The following is a 15,892-nucleotide window of genomic DNA, read 5'->3' on the forward strand; positions in this document are numbered from 1 at the left end:
GTGACACACGTATGCGGCCCGCCCCGGCCACCTCAGCAACTATCCGTTCGGCAAGGCTCGCCCGGGGGACCCCGGGACGAGAACCAGCTCGACGACAGGAGATCAATCGATGATCCAGCAGGAGTCGCGACTGCGGGTCGCCGACAACACGGGTGCCAAGGAGATCCTCTGCATCCGTGTTCTCGGTGGATCCGGCCGTCGCTACGCCGGTATCGGCGACACGATCGTCGCCACCGTCAAGGACGCGATCCCCGGCGGCAACGTGAAGAAGGGCGACGTGGTCAAGGCCGTCGTCGTCCGGACCGCCAAGGAGCGCCGTCGTCCGGACGGTTCCTACATCAAGTTCGACGAGAACGCCGCCGTGATCCTCAAGAACGACGGTGAGCCCCGTGGCACCCGCATCTTCGGCCCGGTCGGGCGCGAGCTGCGCGACAAGCGGTTCATGAAGATCATCTCGCTGGCGCCGGAGGTGCTCTGACCATGGCGAAGATCAAGAAGGGCGACCAGGTGATCGTCATCGCCGGTCGCGACAAGGGCAAGACGGGCCGCGTGCTCGAGGTCCTCAAGGACTCCGACCGCGTCGTGGTCGAGGGCGTGCAGCGCGTCACCAAGCACGTCAAGGCCGGCCAGACGGCTCGTGGCACCCGCACGGGTGGCATCGAGACCGTCGAGGCGCCGATCCACGTCTCGAACGTGATGGTCGTCGACCCGGAGACCAAGAAGGGCACGCGCGTCGGGTTCCGCACCGAGCAGGTCGAGCGCGACGGCCGTACCCGCACCGTCCGTGTGCGCTACGCCAAGCGTTCCGGGAAGGACATCTGATGACCGAGACCACTCTCGAGGCCCCGGCCACCCCGCGCCTCAAGCAGAAGTACCGCGAGGAGATCATCGCGGCGCTGCGCGAGGAGTTCGGCCACCAGAACATCCAGCAGGTCGCCGGTCTGACCAAGATCGTCGTCAACATGGGTGTCGGTGACGCCGCCAAGGACTCCAAGCTCATCGAGGGCGCGATCCGCGACCTCACGGCGATCACCGGGCAGAAGCCCCAGGTGACCCGGGCCAAGAAGTCCATCGCGCAGTTCAAGCTGCGCGAGGGCATGCCGATCGGTGCGCACGTCACGCTGCGCGGCGACCGGATGTGGGAGTTCCTCGACCGGCTGCTGTCGATCGCGCTGCCCCGTATCCGCGACTTCCGCGGGCTGAGCCCGAAGCAGTTCGACGGGCACGGCAACTACACCTTCGGTCTCACGGAGCAGTCGATGTTCCACGAGATCGACCAGGACAAGATCGACCGCGTCCGCGGCATGGACATCACGGTCGTGACCACGGCGACGACCGATGACGAGGGCCGCTCCCTGCTGCGCCGTCTCGGCTTCCCCTTCAAGGAGAACTGACATGGCGAAGAAGGCCCTGATCAACAAGGCGAACGCCAAGCCGAAGTTCGCCGTCCGCGCCTACACCCGGTGCCAGCGCTGCGGCCGTCCGCACTCGGTCTACCGCAAGTTCGGCCTGTGCCGGATCTGCCTGCGGGAGATGGCCCACCGCGGCGAGCTCCCCGGCGTCACCAAGAGCAGCTGGTAAAACCACTACGCCGCAGGTCCGGGCGGTACCTCGTACCGCCCGGATACCCCGGCGAGGAAGGGCTGGAGCCCAATGACCATGACAGACCCCATCGCAGACATGCTCACGCGTCTGCGTAACGCGAACTCGGCGCACCACGAGACGGTCACCATGCCGCACTCGAAGCTGAAGTCGAACATCGCGGAGATCCTGCAGGCGCAGGGGTACATCTCCGGCTGGACCGTCGAGGACGCGAAGGTCGGCAAGACCCTCACGCTCACCCTCAAGTACGGCCCGAGCCGCGAGCGCGCCCTCACCGGCGTCCGCCGCGTCTCGAAGCCCGGCCTCCGCGTCTACGCGAAGTCCACCAACCTGCCCCAGGTCCTCGGCGGCCTCGGCGTGGCGATCCTGTCCACGTCCTCCGGCCTGCTGACGGACCGTCAGGCCCAGGCCAAGGGCGTGGGCGGCGAAGTCCTCGCCTACGTCTGGTAATCCGGAAAGGAGATATCGCCATGTCTCGAATCGGCAAGCTCCCCGTTCCGGTCCCGGCCGGCGTGGACGTCACCATCAGCGGTGCGCTCGTGACCATCAAGGGCCCGAAGGGGACCCTGGAGCACACGGTGCCCGCCCCCATCACGGTCGCTCAGGACGACGGCTCCCTCGTGGTGTCGCGCCCGGACGACGAGCGTGAGTCCCGTGCGCTGCACGGCCTCACCCGCACCCTCCTGGCCAACATCGTCACCGGTGTGACCCAGGGCTACGAGAAGAAGCTCGAGATCGTCGGCACGGGTTACCGCGTCGCGGCCAAGGGGCAGAGCCTGGAGTTCGCTCTCGGCTTCTCGCACCCGGTCACCGTGACCGCTCCCGAGGGCATCACCTTCGCGGTGGAGAGCCCGACCAAGTTCTCGGTCGCGGGCATCGACAAGCAGCAGGTCGGCGAGGTCGCAGCGAACATCCGCAAGATCCGCAAGCCCGAGCCCTACAAGGGCAAGGGTGTGCGCTACGCCGGCGAGGTCGTCCGCCGCAAGGTCGGAAAGGCTGGTAAGTGATGGCTCTCAAGGTTCTGGGCAAGGGCAAGGCCGTCGCTCGTCAGCGCCGTCACCTGCGCCTGCGCAAGAAGATCAAGGGCACCGCGGCGCGTCCGCGCCTCGTCGTGACCCGCTCCTCGCGCCACATGGTGGCGCAGGTCGTCGACGACACGGTCGGCAAGACCGTCGCCTCCGCCTCGACCCTCGAGGCCGACCTGCGCGCCCTCGACGGCGACAAGACGGCGAAGGCCCGCAAGGTCGGCGAGCTCGTCGCCGCGCGTGCCAAGGCCGCCGGCGTCGAGACCGTGGTCTTCGACCGCGGTGGCAACAAGTACCACGGTCGGGTGGCTGCGGTCGCCGACGGCGCCCGGGAAGCGGGGCTGGAGCTGTGATGGCCGACGTCCGCGATTTCGCACGGAAGATGAGGATCCTCTGATGGCTGCAGGGCAGCGCACCGGCGCCCCCCAGGGCGCCAACGAGTCCAACAAGAACGACGGCCGCCGCGGCGGCGGTCGCCGCGACGACCGCCGTGGCGGTGGCCGCGACGCCGCCGACAAGAACGCCTTCGTCGAGCGCGTGGTGACGATCAACCGCGTCTCGAAGGTCGTCAAGGGTGGTCGCCGCTTCAGCTTCACCGCGCTGGTCGTGGTGGGCGACGGCGACGGCACCGTCGGTGTCGGCTACGGCAAGGCCAAGGAGGTGCCCGCGGCGATCGCCAAGGGTGTCGAGGAGGCGAAGAAGAACTTCTTCCGCGTCCCGCGCATCCAGGGCACCATCCCGCACCCCGTCCAGGGTGAGGAGGCCGCCGGCGTCGTGTTCCTGCGTCCGGCCTCGCCGGGTACCGGTGTGATCGCCGGTGGTCCGGTGCGCGCCGTGCTGGAGTGCGCCGGCATCCACGACGTGCTGAGCAAGTCGCTCGGCTCGTCCAACTCGATCAACATCGTGCACGCCACCGTCGCGGCCCTCAAGGGCCTCGAGGAGCCGGCTGCCGTGGCCGCCCGCCGTGGTCTGCCGCTGGAGGACGTGGCCCCGGCCGCGCTCCTGCGTGCGCAGGCCGCCGGGCTCGCCGACAAGGCGGCCAAGGCCGACGAGAAGGTGGGTGCGTGATGCCTCGACTGAAGGTCACCCAGGTCAAGTCCGCCATCGGCGGCAAGCAGAACCAGCGTGACACGCTGCGGACCCTCGGCCTCAAGCGGATCGGCGACACCGCCGTGAAGGAGGACCGTCCGGAGATCCGTGGCATGGTCACCACGGTGGCGCACCTCGTCACCGTCGAGGAGGTCGAGTGATCGTGGCTGAGAACAAGGCCGACAACACCGAGAAGGCGGGTCAGCCGCTCAAGGTCCACCACCTGCGTCCGGCCCCCGGCGCCAAGACCGCCAAGACCCGTGTGGGTCGTGGTGAGGCGTCGAAGGGTAAGACGGCGGGTCGCGGTACCAAGGGCACGAAGGCTCGCTACCAGGTTCCCGCCGGCTTCGAGGGTGGGCAGATGCCTCTGCACATGCGCCTCCCGAAGCTCCGCGGGTTCAAGAACCCGTTCCGCGTCGAGTACCAGGTCGTCAACCTGGACAAGCTCGCCGCGCTGTACCCCGAGGGTGGCTCCGTCACCGTCGAGGGCCTCGTCGCCAAGGGCGCGGTCCGCAAGGGTCAGCCGGTGAAGGTGCTCGGCAACGGCGAGATCACCGTCAAGCTGGACGTCACGGTCGACCGCGTCTCCGGCTCCGCCAAGGACAAGATCCTGGCGGCCGGCGGCACGGTCTCCGAGGACTGACATCCGCATCAGGGCCGGCGGCGCACATGCGCTGCCGGCCCTGTGTGCTCCCGGGGTGATCCGCCGGTCGGGCTCACGTGACGGCGTGTGGTCTGGATCACTGGTCCGGGGCACGTAGAATCCGTCACGGTCCGCGCCGCGCACCTCATCCGGGTGGCGGCGAGGCCGGGGGTCTCCCCGGCCGGACCTTGACCGAGTCGGCGTGACGGCGGCGTGGCCCACGGGCCGCGGCGTCGGCAGCTCGCGCCACACCTCGCCGGTCCCCGGCGACACGACAACCCGCCGCGGCGGGCCAGGAGGATAGGTGCTCAGCGCATTCGGCCGGGCTTTCCGGACACCGGACCTGCGGCGCAAGCTGCTGTTCACGATCGCGATCATGGCGCTCTTCCGGGTGGGGTCGCTCGTACCCACGCCCGGCGTCGACTACGGCAACGTGCAGCAGTGCGTCGCGGCCCTCGAGGGCAGCACCTCTCTGCTCGGCCTCGTCAACGTCTTCAGCGGTGGCGCGCTGCTGCAGCTGTCGATCTTCGCGCTCGGCATCATGCCGTACATCACCGCGAGCATCATCGTGCAGCTGCTGCGCGTGGTGATCCCGCGGTTCGAGGCCCTGCACAAGGAGGGCCAGTCGGGTCAGGCGAAGCTCACGCAGTACACGCGCTACCTGACGATCGCCCTCGCGATCCTGCAGTCGACGACGATCATCACGACCGCCCGCACCGGGATGCTCTTCCAGGGCTGCCCGGTCGACGTGATCGCGGACGACAGCTTCGTGACGGCCACGCTGATGGTCATCACGATGACGGCCGGTACCGGTCTGGTGATGTGGCTCGGCGAGATGATCACCGAGCGCGGCGTCGGCAACGGCATGTCGCTGCTGATCTTCACGTCGATCGCGGCCAGCTTCCCGTCGGCCCTCTGGTCGATCGCGGGCGGCTCGAACGGCCCCCTGAACTTCATCGTGATGATCCTGGTCATCGTGCTCGTCGTCGGCCTGGTCGTCTTCGTCGAGCAGTCCCAGCGCCGCATCCCGGTGCAGTACGCGAAGCGCATGGTGGGTCGCCGCATGTACGGCGGCACCAGCACCTACATCCCGATCAAGATCAACATGGCCGGCGTCATCCCGGTCATCTTCGCCGCGTCGATCCTCGCGATCCCCGGCCTGATCGCCCAGTTCGGCGAGCCGACGGCGGACTGGGTCGTGTGGATCTCCGACAACCTGGTCCAGCAGTCCGACCCGCTGTACATCGTGCTGTACGTGCTGATGGTCATCTTCTTCGCGTTCTTCTACACGTCGATCACGTTCAACCCGGACGAGGTCGCGGACAACATGAAGAAGTACGGCGGCTTCATCCCGGGCATCCGCGCGGGCCGGCCCACGGCCGAGTACCTCGACTACGTGATCACCCGCATCACGTCCGCGGGCTCGATCTACCTGGCGATCGTGGCGCTCATCCCCACGATCGTGCTCGTGGTGCTGGGAGTCACCACGAACATCCCGTTCGGCGGCACGTCGATCCTCATCATCGTGGGCGTCGGGCTCGAGACCGTGAAGCAGATCGACTCCCAGCTCCAGCAGCGTCATTACGAAGGGTTCCTCCGTTGACCGAGACGACCGAAGGCGGCAGCACTGCTGCCACCCCGACCACCCGCCGCGAGCTCCACGGCGCCCCCAGCGCCGAGGCGCGGGTGACGCGCCTGGTGATCATGGGTCCGCAGGGTGCGGGCAAGGGCACGCAGGCCGCGCGCCTCGCCGAGCTCTTCGGCATCCCCGCCATCTCGACGGGTGACATCTTCCGCGCCAACATCAAGGGCGGCACGGAGCTCGGCAAGCTCGCGCAGGAGTACAGCGCCAAGGGCGAGCTCGTCCCGGACGAGGTCACCGACCAGATGGTGCGCTCGCGCCTCGGCGAGGACGACGTCAAGGCGGGCTTCCTGCTCGACGGCTACCCGCGCAACGCGCACCAGGTCGAGGCGCTGGACGGCATCCTGGCCGACCTCGGCTGGGAGCTGGACGGCGTCATCGAGCTCACCGCCGCGCGCGAGGAGCTCCTGTCGCGGATCGCGAAGCGCGCCGAGATCGAGGGCCGGGAGGACGACACCCCGGACGCGATCGCGCGCCGGCTCGACATCTACGACGAGCAGACCGCGCCGCTCACTGCCGCCTACTCGGAGCGGGGCCTCCTCGCGAAGGTCGACGGCATCGGCGACGTCTCCGAGGTCACCGAGCGCATCGTCCAGGCGCTGGCCGCCGAGCTCGGCTGAGGCCCGCGACCCCATGATCTTCGGTTCGCGCGAGCGCATCGAGCTCAAGACGCCGGACCAGGTGCGCGTCATGCGGCGCGCCGGCCTGGTCGTCGCGTCGGCGCTCGACGCGGTGCGCGCGGCGGCCCGCCCGGGCCTGACGACGGCGGACCTCGACGCGGTCGCCGCCCGGGTCATCGCGGAGGCGGGGGCGACCCCGTCGTTCCTCGGCTACGAGGGCTACCCCGCGACGATCTGCGTCTCCGTGTCGGAGGAGGTCATCCACGGTATCCCCGGCGGTCGCGTGCTCGAGGTCGGCGACGTCGTGTCGATCGACTGCGGCGCGATCGTGGACGGCTGGCACGGCGACTCCGCGATCAGCGTCGTGCTGGGCCCGGACGGCGCGCTGGACGTCGACGACCCGGGCGCCGCCGACGGCGTCGAGGGTGTCGACGCGGCCGACCTCGACCTCGTGCGCGCCACGCGGACGGCCATGTGGGCCGGGATCGCCGCGCTGGCGGGCGGCAAGCGCCTGGGCGACGTCGGCACGGCGGTCGAGGCGGCCGTGGAGCTGGCGGGCGGCATGGCCGGTGTCGAGTACGGGATCGTCGAGGACTACGTCGGGCACGGCATCGGCACGGCGATGCACCAGCCGCCCGACGTCGTGAACTTCCGGACCTCGGACCGCGGACCGCGGCTGCGGCCGGGCATGTGCCTCGCCGTCGAACCGATGGTCACGCGGGGGAGCGGGGCGACCCGGGTGCTCGCCGACGACTGGACGGTCGTGACGCAGGACGGGTCCCGCGCCGCGCACTGGGAGCACAGCGTGGCTCTCCTCGAGGACGGCATCAGCGTGCTGACGGCCGCGGACGGCGGCCGCGCCGGGCTCGCCCCGTTCGAGGTCGTGCCCGTGGCCCTCGACGTGTGACCGACGCCCGCCTGCCGCACGGTCGCACCCCCTGGTGCGATGGAGTAGGATGGTCTGTCGGGTGTAGTCCGTTCGGCAGTTCCTCGAGATGCAGGCGCGAGTTGGTGGCGCTGCAGACCAGCACCGGTCCGACGTCACGTCGGCCGGCCGGGACGAGGGTGAGCAGGCGGCACGCACGACATCCGGACCTCCGTCACATCGCTGACGGGCGCCCGGGGACAGACGAGAGTTAGCGGAGGACATGGCAAAGAAGGACGGCGTCATCGAGATCGAGGGCAGCGTGGTCGAGGCCCTGCCGAACGCGATGTTCCGTGTGGAGCTGGCGAACGGCCACAAGGTCCTCGCGCACATCTCGGGCAAGATGCGTCAGCACTACATCCGGATCCTCCCGGAGGACCGTGTCGTGGTCGAGCTCAGCCCGTACGACCTGTCCCGCGGTCGGATCGTCTACCGCTACAAGTAACCACCACCCCATCGAGCGCCGTCGTGGCGCCGGCACCCGCCGGCGTGCGTACGGCGGCGGAGGAACACTGATGAAGGTCAAGCCGAGCGTCAAGAAGATCTGCGACAAGTGCAAGGTGATCCGCCGGCACGGTCGCGTCATGGTGATCTGCGACAACCTGCGCCACAAGCAGCGCCAGGGCTGATCGCAGCCACCGCCTGACGGCACGCGCTCGCCGTCGGACACAGCGCACCACCACGAACCTCGACCCCGCTCTTCCGAGAGCGGAGCCCCTCGCGGGGCAGGTCGGGAGGAACCTCCGGTCCAGGGGCCGGGGCCCGCGGTCTTCGCGGGAGGGCGGTGCGGTAGACCTCTGGACGAAGTACAGGAGCCGGAAGGCACATGGCACGTCTGATCGGCGTCGACCTCCCCCGCGAGAAGCGGCTCGAGGTTGCGCTCACCTACATCTACGGCGTCGGCCGTACCCGCGCCCAGCAGACGCTGGCCGCGACCGGGATCTCCCCGGACGTGCGGGTCAAGGACCTCGGCGACGACCAGCTCGTCGCTCTCCGCGACTACCTGGAGGGCAACTTCCAGCTCGAGGGCGACCTGCGCCGCGAGGTCGCCGCCGACATCCGCCGCAAGGTCGAGATCGGCACCTACCAGGGCCTGCGTCACCGCCGCGGCCTCCCGGTGCGCGGTCAGCGCACCAAGACCAACGCGCGCACCCGCAAGGGCCCGAAGCGCACCGTGGCGGGCAAGAAGAAGGCCCGCTGAGAGCAGTCCGTGGCGTGGTCGGCTCCCCGAGCTGAACCGCCCCGGTCCGATCAGACCAGGAGATCAGAGAACACATGCCTCCCAAGACTCGTGCCACGGCCGCGCGCAAGCCGCGTCGCAAGGACAAGAAGAACGTCCCGCTCGGCCAGGCTCACATCAAGAGCACCTTCAACAACACGATCGTCTCGATCACCGACCCGTCGGGCGCCGTGATCTCGTGGGCGTCCGCCGGCCACGTCGGCTTCAAGGGCTCCCGCAAGTCCACGCCGTACGCCGCGCAGCTCGCCGCCGAGTCGGCCGCCCGCCGCGCCCAGGAGCACGGTGTCAAGAAGGTCGACGTCTTCGTCAAGGGCCCGGGTTCCGGTCGTGAGACCGCGATCCGCTCCCTGCAGGCGACCGGCCTCGAGGTCGGCTCGATCCAGGACGTGACGCCCCAGGCGCACAACGGCTGCCGTCCCCCGAAGCGCCGCCGCGTCTGACCCTCCCGACGTCGTCGGGCCCCGGGGCCGAGGGATCGGCCCCGGGCCCGTACGACGCCGCAGCCTGCCCGGGCGGGTGGACCGAGTCCCACCCGGGGCCGCGAGTACTCGCGGATCCGTGATGCGTCATATGGCGGACGCACACTGAAAGGACCTGACCGTGCTGATCGCACAGCGCCCCTCCCTGACCGAAGAGGTCATCTCGGAGTACCGTTCGCGCTTCTCCATCGAGCCGCTCGAGCCTGGCTTCGGCTACACGCTCGGCAACTCCCTGCGCCGGACCCTCCTGTCGTCCATCCCGGGCGCGGCCGTCACCTCCATCCGCATCGACGGAGTGCTCCACGAGTTCTCCACCGTGCCGGGTGTGAAGGAGGACGTCACCGAGATCATCCTCAACATCAAGAACCTCGTCGTCTCCTCGGAGAACGACGAGCCCGTCGTGATGTACCTGCGCAAGACGGGTGCGGGCGTGGTCACCGCCGCGGACATCGTGCCGCCGGCGGGCGTCGAGGTGCACAACCCGGACCTGCACGTCGCCACGCTCAACGACAAGGGCAAGCTCGAGATCGAGCTCACCGTCGAGCGCGGTCGTGGCTACGTGTCCGCGGCGCAGAACAAGAACGACGAGGCCGAGATCGGTCGGATCCCCGTCGACTCGATCTACTCGCCGGTCCTCAAGGTCACCTACAAGGTCGAGGCCACCCGTGTCGAGCAGCGCACGGACTTCGACAAGCTGATCGTCGACGTCGAGACGAAGGCCGCGATCGCCCCGCGCGACGCGCTCGCCTCGGCCGGCAAGACGCTCGTCGAGCTGTTCGGTCTCGCCCGTGAGCTGAACGTCGAGGCCGAGGGCATCGAGATCGGCCCGTCGCCGACGGACTCCGCGCTGGCCGCGGACCTGGCGCTGCCGATCGAGGAGCTCAACCTCACGATCCGCTCGTACAACTGCCTCAAGCGCGAGGGCATCCACCAGGTGGGTGAGCTCGTGGCTCGCAGCGAGGCCGACCTGCTCGACATCCGCAACTTCGGTGCGAAGTCCATCAACGAGGTCAAGGAGAAGCTCGCCGAGCTGGGCCTCTCGCTGAAGGACTCGCCCCTCGACTTCGACCCGTCCAGCTCCGCGTACTTCAGCGGTGGGGACGACGAGGCCACGTACTCGGACGAGCAGTCGTACTGACGTCTCCGCGCCCGCAGCAGCCCGCTCGACCTGACCGGGCCGCGCGGTGCGGAACCACCCTCAAGGAGAACCAGAAATGCCTACCCCCACCAAGGGTCCGCGGCTCGGTGGCAGCCCGGCTCACGAGCGACTGATCCTCGCGAACCTGTCGACGTCGCTCTTCGAGCACGGCCGCATCACCACCACGGAGACCAAGGCGAAGCGCCTGCGCCCCCTGGCCGAGCGCCTCATCACCTTCGCGAAGCGCGGCGACCTGCACGCCCGTCGCCGGGTGCTGACCGTCGTCCGCGACAAGTCCGTGGTGCACACGCTGTTCACCGAGATCGCCCCGGCCATGGCCGAGCGCAACGGTGGCTACACGCGCATCACCAAGATCGGCAACCGCAAGGGTGACAACGCGCCCATGGCGGTCATCGAGCTCGTCACCGAGCCGGTGAGCCCGAAGCAGGCCGTCGTCAAGGAGGCCACGAAGGCCACTGAGAAGGCGTCGACGAAGGCCGCCAAGGCCGAGGACGAGAAGCCCGCCAAGGACGAGGCCGCGGTCGAGGCGGCCGAGGAGGCCACCGAGGCTCCGGCCGAGGCGCCCGCCGAGGACGCCGCTGAGGACAAGGCCGAGGAGACCAAGGAGGCCTGACCTCCCGCGTCCCCGCGACCAGGACGAGCCCTGCGCCACCTCCCGAGGTGGCGCAGGGCTTCGTCGTCCCTAGGGTGGGCCGCATGGTCGCGCGCCCCGGGCCCGTCCCCGTCCCCGTCGTCCTCGTGCACGGGTCGCGCACGTCCGCGACGATGTGGCGCCGTCAGCTCGAGACGCTCGGGCGCGCCGGGGTCCCCGCCGTGGCGACCGACCTGCCGGGCCACGGCTCGCGCCGGGGCGAGCCGTTCACCCTCGACGGCGCGGTGGCGGCGGTGCGACGCGACGTCGACGCGCTGGGCGGGCGCGCGTTGGTGGTCGGGCTGTCGCTCGGGGGCTACGTCGCGATCGAGCACCGGGCGCGGCACCCCGAGCAGAGCGCCGGCCTCGTCGCCGCGGCGTGCTGCACAGTGACCTCGTCGGTGCTGCGGCCGGCGTGGCTGTCGCTCGCCCGGTGGATCGAGGGGTGGCCCGACCACGGCGCCCGCCTGAACGACACGTTCGTCCGGCTGGCCCTCGACGCGGAGGGTGCGGGGGACCTCGCGGCGGGCGGCTTCGCGCTCACCGCCATGGCCCAGGTGCTGCGGGAGCTCGGACCCACGGACACGCTCCGCGCCCTCGCAGAGGCGAGCAGCCCCGTGTGGCTCGTCAACGGCCGCTACGACCACTTCCGCACCCAGGAGCGCGCGTTCGTCGCGGCGGCCCGGGCCGGCGGCGCGGACGCCCGGCTCGTCGTCGTGCCGCACGCCCGGCACCTCGTCAGCCTCGACGCCCCGGTCGCCTTCTCGAGGGTCCTTCTCGAGGCGGGCGACGTGGTGGCCTCCACCGTCAGGGCAGGGTGAGGTCCCAGGCCCGCGCACCGCCGACGAGCGCGGCCGAGTTGGGCACGACGACGACGTCGTCGCCCAGGCGGTCCAGGGCGGCCCGGGTGATGCGGCGCGAGTTGCCGCCGCCCAGGTACAGGCGGTCCCAGAGGAACACCGGGCGCAGCCCGTCGACCATCGCGACGACCCGCCGCGACCAGAGGCCGTCGCCCAGGCGGCGCCGTTCCGGCTCGCCGATGTATTGGTCGTACGTCGCGCCCCGCCGTACGGGGGCGTGCGACCACTCCAGGTGGGGCGCCAGCAGGCCGCCGTCGAACAGTGCGGACCCCAGCCCTGTGCCGAGGGTGAGCACGAGCTCGGCACCCGAGCCCGCGACGACGCCGGCGCCGTGCACCTCGGCGTCGTTGAGCACGAGCGCGGGCACGCCCAGCCGGCGGGCGAGCGCGCCGCGCACGTCGAAGCTGGCCCACGCCTCCACGAGCTCGGGCAGCACCCGCGAGCGGGGCCCCGAGCGGGTGATGTAGTGCGGCGTGTGGACGACGACGCCGTGGCGGATCATGCCGGGCATGCCGAGCGTCACCCGGTGCGCCGGCGGCAGCCGGTCCGCGATGTCGGCCACGGTGTCCAGCAGCAGCGTCGGGGGCAGGGGATAGGGCGTGGGGACCCGCACCGGCGTCGCGTGCGCGGTGCCGGCGGAGTCGAGCACGGCCGCCTTGATGCCCCCGCCGCCGCAGTCGACGGCGAGGGTGAGCACGTCGGCGGGCGCGGGGGCGCGGGAGCCGCCGCCGGGACCGGGTTCGGGGGTGCGCGCCGTGGCGCCTGGGTCGACCATCACGGGACATCATCCGGCCACAATGGGTCGGTGAGCACGCCGACACCTCCCGCCGACACCCTCCGCGTGCGGCTCGACCTCGCCTACGACGGCACCCACTTCGCGGGCTGGGCCGCCCAGCCGCGGCTGCGCACCGTGCAGGGGGTGCTCGAGGACGCCCTCGCGACGGTGCTGCGGACCGGCCCCCTCGGGCTGCCCCGTCCGCGGCTCACCGTGGCGGGCCGGACGGACGCGGGCGTGCACGCCCGCGGCCAGGTGGCGCACGTCGACGTGCCGCGCGAGCGCTGGGCGGAGATGCCCGGCCGGTCCGACCGGGAGCCGGGCGTCGCCCTCGCCGACCGGCTCGCCGGGGTGCTGCCCCCCGACGTCGTCGTGCACCGGGCCACGGAGGCCCCCGACGGCTTCGACGCGCGGTTCTCCGCGCTGCACCGCCGCTACGCCTACCGGGTGGCCGACCGCCCGGACCTGCGCGACCCGCTGCGCCGCGACTGGGTGCTGTGGCACCGCCGCCCGCTCGACGTCGAGGCCATGCACCGGGCGATGCAGCCGCTGGTCGGGCTGCACGACTTCGCGGCCTTCTGCAAGCCTCGCGAGGGCGCCACGACCATCCGCGAGCTCACGCACCTGTCGTGGGACCGCCCCGCGGACGGGCCGGATGCCGGGCTCGCCGTCGCGACCGTGCAGGCCGACGCCTTCTGCCACTCGATGGTCCGCGCCCTGGTCGGCACGGCGCTGGCCGTGGGGGAGGGGCGGCGCGGTATCGACGACCCCGCCGCGGTGCTGGCGGGCCGGTCCCGCTCGGCGGCGGCCGGCGTCGTCGCCGCGCGCGGGCTGACCCTCGAGCACGTCGCCTACCCGGACGCCGACGAGCTCGCCGCGCGCGCCGAGCGGGTCCGGGCCAAGCGGGACCCCGGCGAGGTCGACGCCGGGTGACCCCGCCGGGCGCGGCCACGGCTCGTCGGCCTTACGGCTCGTCCACCCAGTGGACGGCTGCCTCCTCGGCGCTGGCGCCCGCGCCGTCGATCCCCGCGTCCTCGCCGTAGACGTCGTTCTCGCGGTCGCCGTCCTCGCCGGGGTCGGCGAACGGGTCCTCCGCGAGCCGGCCGGCGCGGGTCGTGTCCGGGCGCTCGAGCGGGTCGCGCTCCCACACGTCGGGCTGCTCCTCGGCGAGACGCCGGTCCATCGGCTCGCCGGCGGACTCCTCCCACGCCGTCTCGCCCCAGTGGTTCGACCGCGACCGCTCCAGGGGGGAGTAGCCCTCGTCGAGGACGTCGTCGAGCTCGGGGTCGAGGAGCGTGTCCTCCTGGGGGAGCTGGTCCTCGTCGCCCTCGGCGCCGGTCTCGGGGTCCGGGGTGGTGCCCGGTGTCTCCTGGGTCATGTCACCACGGTGCACCCGTGGGCGTGCCGCTGCAACGAGGGCGCGAGACCCGGGCCGAGCGGTTGCGAGGCCCCCCGTGATCGTGAGCGCGCCCGGCAGGTGCGCCTGCCGGGCGCGGCACGACGGGGAGCCCATCATGTCCGCTGCATCGTCCGCTGCATCGCCGGCTGCGTCGTCCCGCCCGAGCATCGACGACCTGCTCGCCGAGCTGCCGATCGACCAGGTCGCGGGACAGCTCGGCGACGACGCCGAGCAGGCCCGGCGCGCCGTGGGCGGGGCGCTCCCCGCGCTCTTCGGCGGGCTCAAGGCCAACGCCAACGACCCCGCAGACGCGGCCTCCCTCGCGGGCGCGCTGTCCCAGCACGACCCCGGCCTGGTGGAGGCGGTGCCGCGGCGGGCGGGGGGATCGGAGACCTGCTGGGCGGGCTGCTCGGGGGCGGTGGCTCGTCGTCGGGCGGCCTCGACGTCGGGGGAGTGCTCGGCGGCCTGGGCGGCCTGCTGGGCGGCGGCCAGCGCTGACCCGGGTGCCCGGTCGCGGGCACGGGGCCGCGTGACCAGCGTCGCTTTGACCCTCGTGCCCGGCCGCCGCTAAACTGTCTCCTCGTTGTGCTATGCCTCCGGCGTCCCGCGTCGTCAGCGCGCCCACTCGCACCCGACGATGCCTCGGCCAGGACGCCACCCGGAGCACCCGCGCACAACACCTGACTCATCGGGCGCCGCTTCCGCCCGACGACACCGAACACGAAAAGGTGACGCAACCGTGCGTACTTACACCCCCAAGCCCGGCGACGTCCAGCGCGACTGGTACGTCGTCGACGCGACCGACGTCGTCCTCGGCCGCCTGGCGAGCCAGGTCGCCACCCTCCTGCGCGGGAAGCACAAGCCGACCTTCGCCCCGCACGTCGACGGCGGTGACTTCGTCATCGTCATCAACGCGGACAAGGTCGCCCTGAGCGGCAACAAGCGGGAGACCAAGCTGGCCTACCGCCACTCCGGCTACCCGGGCGGCCTCCGCTCGGTCAACTACGGCGAGCTTCTCGAGAAGAACCCCGAGCGGGCCGTGGAGAAGGCCGTGCGCGGCATGCTCCCCAAGACGTCCCTCGGTCGTGACCAGCTGGGCAAGCTGAAGGTCTACCGCGGCGCGGAGCACCCGCACGCGGCGCAGCAGCCCAAGCCGTTCGAGATCACCCAGGTTTCGCAGCAGGCCTGAGCCGCTGCCGGATGCAAAGCGAAGGATTCACTGTGGCCGAGACCACCGTCGACACCGAGCTGGACGAGAACACGCCCAGCACCTACACCTCTGAGTCCGCCGCGCCCGTCGCGGACGGCGGCCAGTCCATCACCGCTCCCGGCGCGGCCGTCGGCCGCCGCAAGGAGGCCGTGGCGCGCGTGCGCCTCGTCCCCGGCACCGGGACGTGGAAGATCAACGGTCGCACCCTCGAGGACTACTTCCCGAACAAGGTGCACCAGCAGCTCGTGAACTCGCCGCTGAAGCTGGTCGAGGTCGAGGGCCGCTTCGACGTCATCGTCCGCATCACCGGCGGCGGCCCCTCGGGCCAGGCCGGCGCGGTGCGCCTGGGCATCGCCCGCGCGCTCAACGCGATCGACGCCGAGGCGAACCGCCCCGCGCTGAAGAAGGCCGGCTACCTCACGCGTGACCCGCGTGCGGTCGAGTCCAAGAAGGCCGGTCTCAAGAAGGCGCGCAAGGCGCCGCAGTACTCGAAGCGCTGATCCAGCGCTCCTGCGCCGGTCGACCTGTCGACGGGCGTCGACAGGAGCGTCAGCGTCACGGACGGCCCCGTCGGAACTCTTCCGGCGGGGCCG

Annotated in this window: 26 protein-coding genes; 24 read left to right on the forward strand and 2 right to left on the reverse strand. The window is 71.3% G+C overall.

Features of this window, described 5'->3' with window-relative positions; genetic code table 11:
• Positions 1-109 precede the first annotated feature (109 nt).
• The 20 genes from rplN to ACQP60_RS00505 all read left to right on the forward strand — a co-directional run bounded on the left by rplN (position 110) and on the right by ACQP60_RS00505 (position 11,876).
• Positions 110-478, forward strand: a complete 369-nt coding sequence (gene rplN, locus ACQP60_RS00410; RefSeq protein ID WP_013837848.1) for a 50S ribosomal protein L14 — start codon at positions 110-112, stop codon at positions 476-478.
• A gap of 2 nt (positions 479-480) precedes the next feature.
• Complete coding sequence (gene rplX / locus ACQP60_RS00415) at positions 481-822, forward strand: 50S ribosomal protein L24 (protein WP_429727851.1); 342 nt, start codon at positions 481-483, stop codon at positions 820-822.
• Positions 822-1,394 (forward strand): 50S ribosomal protein L5, encoded by a 573-nt coding sequence (gene rplE / locus ACQP60_RS00420; RefSeq protein WP_429727852.1) that lies wholly within the window; start codon positions 822-824, stop codon positions 1,392-1,394. Before rplX ends, rplE begins: the two co-directional genes overlap by 1 nt.
• A gap of 1 nt (position 1,395) precedes the next feature.
• Complete coding sequence (locus tag ACQP60_RS00425; protein WP_013837851.1) at positions 1,396-1,581, forward strand: type Z 30S ribosomal protein S14; 186 nt, start codon at positions 1,396-1,398, stop codon at positions 1,579-1,581.
• 72 nt (positions 1,582-1,653) lie between these two features.
• Positions 1,654-2,052: a 30S ribosomal protein S8 gene (gene rpsH, locus ACQP60_RS00430; protein WP_380244185.1), complete on the forward strand. Its 399-nt coding sequence runs from the start codon at positions 1,654-1,656 to the stop codon at positions 2,050-2,052.
• Between the two features lie 20 nt (positions 2,053-2,072).
• On the forward strand, positions 2,073-2,609 hold the full coding sequence (gene rplF, locus ACQP60_RS00435; RefSeq protein WP_429727853.1) for a 50S ribosomal protein L6: 537 nt from the start codon (positions 2,073-2,075) through the stop codon (positions 2,607-2,609).
• Positions 2,609-2,980: a 50S ribosomal protein L18 gene (gene rplR, locus ACQP60_RS00440; protein WP_429727854.1), complete on the forward strand. Its 372-nt coding sequence runs from the start codon at positions 2,609-2,611 to the stop codon at positions 2,978-2,980. The genes rplF and rplR overlap by 1 nt, the downstream gene beginning before the upstream one ends.
• A gap of 43 nt (positions 2,981-3,023) precedes the next feature.
• Entirely contained in the window at positions 3,024-3,695 is a 672-nt protein-coding gene (gene rpsE / locus ACQP60_RS00445) for a 30S ribosomal protein S5 (RefSeq protein WP_429727855.1), read from the forward strand.
• Positions 3,695-3,877 (forward strand): 50S ribosomal protein L30, encoded by a 183-nt coding sequence (gene rpmD / locus ACQP60_RS00450; RefSeq protein ID WP_079573239.1) that lies wholly within the window; start codon positions 3,695-3,697, stop codon positions 3,875-3,877. The genes rpsE and rpmD overlap by 1 nt, the downstream gene beginning before the upstream one ends.
• A 2-nt stretch (positions 3,878-3,879) precedes the next feature.
• The gene (gene rplO, locus ACQP60_RS00455; RefSeq protein WP_429727856.1) at positions 3,880-4,359 is read left to right on the forward strand and encodes a 50S ribosomal protein L15; all 480 of its coding nucleotides are present in this window, start codon (positions 3,880-3,882) and stop codon (positions 4,357-4,359) included.
• 304 nt (positions 4,360-4,663) lie between these two features.
• Positions 4,664-5,962, forward strand: a complete 1,299-nt coding sequence (secY, locus tag ACQP60_RS00460; protein ID WP_429727857.1) for a preprotein translocase subunit SecY — start codon at positions 4,664-4,666, stop codon at positions 5,960-5,962.
• Between the two features lie 101 nt (positions 5,963-6,063).
• Positions 6,064-6,621 carry an adenylate kinase gene (locus ACQP60_RS00465; protein WP_429728758.1) on the forward strand — a complete coding sequence of 186 codons (558 nt, stop codon included), beginning with the start codon at positions 6,064-6,066 and terminating at the stop codon, positions 6,619-6,621.
• A gap of 13 nt (positions 6,622-6,634) precedes the next feature.
• Complete coding sequence (map, locus tag ACQP60_RS00470) at positions 6,635-7,528, forward strand: type I methionyl aminopeptidase (protein WP_429727858.1); 894 nt, start codon at positions 6,635-6,637, stop codon at positions 7,526-7,528.
• A 241-nt stretch (positions 7,529-7,769) separates the two neighbouring features.
• Positions 7,770-7,991, forward strand: coding sequence for a translation initiation factor IF-1 (gene infA, locus ACQP60_RS00475; protein WP_012867920.1), 222 nt, complete (start codon positions 7,770-7,772; stop codon positions 7,989-7,991).
• 70 nt (positions 7,992-8,061) lie between these two features.
• Positions 8,062-8,175: a 50S ribosomal protein L36 gene (gene rpmJ / locus ACQP60_RS00480; protein WP_003956441.1), complete on the forward strand. Its 114-nt coding sequence runs from the start codon at positions 8,062-8,064 to the stop codon at positions 8,173-8,175.
• Between the two features lie 197 nt (positions 8,176-8,372).
• Complete coding sequence (gene rpsM, locus ACQP60_RS00485) at positions 8,373-8,747, forward strand: 30S ribosomal protein S13 (protein ID WP_429727859.1); 375 nt, start codon at positions 8,373-8,375, stop codon at positions 8,745-8,747.
• A gap of 74 nt (positions 8,748-8,821) precedes the next feature.
• Positions 8,822-9,226, forward strand: a complete 405-nt coding sequence (gene rpsK, locus ACQP60_RS00490; protein WP_380321664.1) for a 30S ribosomal protein S11 — start codon at positions 8,822-8,824, stop codon at positions 9,224-9,226.
• Between the two features lie 160 nt (positions 9,227-9,386).
• A complete protein-coding gene (locus ACQP60_RS00495; protein WP_429727860.1) occupies positions 9,387-10,403 on the forward strand; it encodes a DNA-directed RNA polymerase subunit alpha in 1,017 nt (338 codons plus the stop codon).
• A gap of 76 nt (positions 10,404-10,479) precedes the next feature.
• Complete coding sequence (gene rplQ, locus ACQP60_RS00500) at positions 10,480-11,037, forward strand: 50S ribosomal protein L17 (RefSeq protein ID WP_429727861.1); 558 nt, start codon at positions 10,480-10,482, stop codon at positions 11,035-11,037.
• Positions 11,038-11,120: 83 nt separating this feature from the next.
• The gene (locus ACQP60_RS00505; RefSeq protein WP_429727862.1) at positions 11,121-11,876 is read left to right on the forward strand and encodes an alpha/beta fold hydrolase; all 756 of its coding nucleotides are present in this window, start codon (positions 11,121-11,123) and stop codon (positions 11,874-11,876) included.
• Here the strand turns inward: ACQP60_RS00505 and ACQP60_RS00510 are convergent.
• Complete coding sequence (locus tag ACQP60_RS00510) at positions 11,863-12,693, reverse strand: ROK family protein (RefSeq protein ID WP_429727863.1); 831 nt, start codon at positions 12,691-12,693, stop codon at positions 11,863-11,865. The two genes, ACQP60_RS00505 and ACQP60_RS00510, sit on opposite strands and share 14 nt — an antisense overlap.
• Before the next feature lie 27 nt (positions 12,694-12,720).
• On the opposite strand from ACQP60_RS00510, the gene truA reads away from it, so the two are divergent.
• Entirely contained in the window at positions 12,721-13,623 is a 903-nt protein-coding gene (truA, locus tag ACQP60_RS00515; protein WP_429727864.1) for a tRNA pseudouridine(38-40) synthase TruA, read from the forward strand.
• 31 nt (positions 13,624-13,654) lie between these two features.
• Here truA and ACQP60_RS00520 read toward each other — a convergent pair whose 3' ends face one another.
• Entirely contained in the window at positions 13,655-14,068 is a 414-nt protein-coding gene (locus ACQP60_RS00520) for a DUF5709 domain-containing protein (RefSeq protein ID WP_429727865.1), read from the reverse strand.
• Positions 14,069-14,204: 136 nt separating this feature from the next.
• Between ACQP60_RS00520 and ACQP60_RS00525 the strand changes: the two genes are divergently transcribed.
• The 3 genes from ACQP60_RS00525 (at position 14,205) to rpsI (ending at position 15,799) form a co-directional block, all read left to right on the forward strand.
• Positions 14,205-14,660 (forward strand): DUF937 domain-containing protein, encoded by a 456-nt coding sequence (locus ACQP60_RS00525; RefSeq protein ID WP_429727866.1) that lies wholly within the window; start codon positions 14,205-14,207, stop codon positions 14,658-14,660.
• A 168-nt stretch (positions 14,661-14,828) separates the two neighbouring features.
• Entirely contained in the window at positions 14,829-15,278 is a 450-nt protein-coding gene (gene rplM, locus ACQP60_RS00530; RefSeq protein WP_429727867.1) for a 50S ribosomal protein L13, read from the forward strand.
• Positions 15,279-15,310: 32 nt separating this feature from the next.
• Entirely contained in the window at positions 15,311-15,799 is a 489-nt protein-coding gene (rpsI, locus tag ACQP60_RS00535) for a 30S ribosomal protein S9 (RefSeq protein WP_429727868.1), read from the forward strand.
• Positions 15,800-15,892: the final 93 nt, after the last annotated feature.

The sequence above is a fragment of the Isoptericola variabilis genome, from assembly GCF_050311655.1.
GTDB classification, from domain to species: Bacteria; Actinomycetota; Actinomycetes; order Actinomycetales; family Cellulomonadaceae; genus Isoptericola; species Isoptericola variabilis.

Coding starts and splice junctions, on each gene's coding strand:
- rpsH (WP_380244185.1), top strand. CDS start 1,654: ATGACCATGACAGACCCCATCGCAGACATGCTCACGCGTCTGCGTAAC.
- ACQP60_RS00505 (WP_429727862.1), top strand. CDS start 11,121: ATGGTCGCGCGCCCCGGGCCCGTCCCCGTCCCCGTCGTCCTCGTGCAC.
- rplQ (WP_429727861.1), top strand. CDS start 10,480: ATGCCTACCCCCACCAAGGGTCCGCGGCTCGGTGGCAGCCCGGCTCAC.
- rpmD (WP_079573239.1), top strand. CDS start 3,695: ATGCCTCGACTGAAGGTCACCCAGGTCAAGTCCGCCATCGGCGGCAAG.
- rpsE (WP_429727855.1), top strand. CDS start 3,024: ATGGCTGCAGGGCAGCGCACCGGCGCCCCCCAGGGCGCCAACGAGTCC.
- ACQP60_RS00465 (WP_429728758.1), top strand. CDS start 6,064: ATGGGTCCGCAGGGTGCGGGCAAGGGCACGCAGGCCGCGCGCCTCGCC.
- ACQP60_RS00425 (WP_013837851.1), top strand. CDS start 1,396: ATGGCGAAGAAGGCCCTGATCAACAAGGCGAACGCCAAGCCGAAGTTC.
- rpsK (WP_380321664.1), top strand. CDS start 8,822: ATGCCTCCCAAGACTCGTGCCACGGCCGCGCGCAAGCCGCGTCGCAAG.
- infA (WP_012867920.1), top strand. CDS start 7,770: ATGGCAAAGAAGGACGGCGTCATCGAGATCGAGGGCAGCGTGGTCGAG.
- rpsM (WP_429727859.1), top strand. CDS start 8,373: ATGGCACGTCTGATCGGCGTCGACCTCCCCCGCGAGAAGCGGCTCGAG.
- ACQP60_RS00520 (WP_429727865.1), bottom strand. CDS start 14,068: ATGACCCAGGAGACACCGGGCACCACCCCGGACCCCGAGACCGGCGCC.
- rpmJ (WP_003956441.1), top strand. CDS start 8,062: ATGAAGGTCAAGCCGAGCGTCAAGAAGATCTGCGACAAGTGCAAGGTG.
- rplX (WP_429727851.1), top strand. CDS start 481: ATGGCGAAGATCAAGAAGGGCGACCAGGTGATCGTCATCGCCGGTCGC.
- rplF (WP_429727853.1), top strand. CDS start 2,073: ATGTCTCGAATCGGCAAGCTCCCCGTTCCGGTCCCGGCCGGCGTGGAC.
- ACQP60_RS00525 (WP_429727866.1), top strand. CDS start 14,205: ATGTCCGCTGCATCGTCCGCTGCATCGCCGGCTGCGTCGTCCCGCCCG.
- rplN (WP_013837848.1), top strand. CDS start 110: ATGATCCAGCAGGAGTCGCGACTGCGGGTCGCCGACAACACGGGTGCC.
- map (WP_429727858.1), top strand. CDS start 6,635: ATGATCTTCGGTTCGCGCGAGCGCATCGAGCTCAAGACGCCGGACCAG.
- rplR (WP_429727854.1), top strand. CDS start 2,609: ATGGCTCTCAAGGTTCTGGGCAAGGGCAAGGCCGTCGCTCGTCAGCGC.
- rplE (WP_429727852.1), top strand. CDS start 822: ATGACCGAGACCACTCTCGAGGCCCCGGCCACCCCGCGCCTCAAGCAG.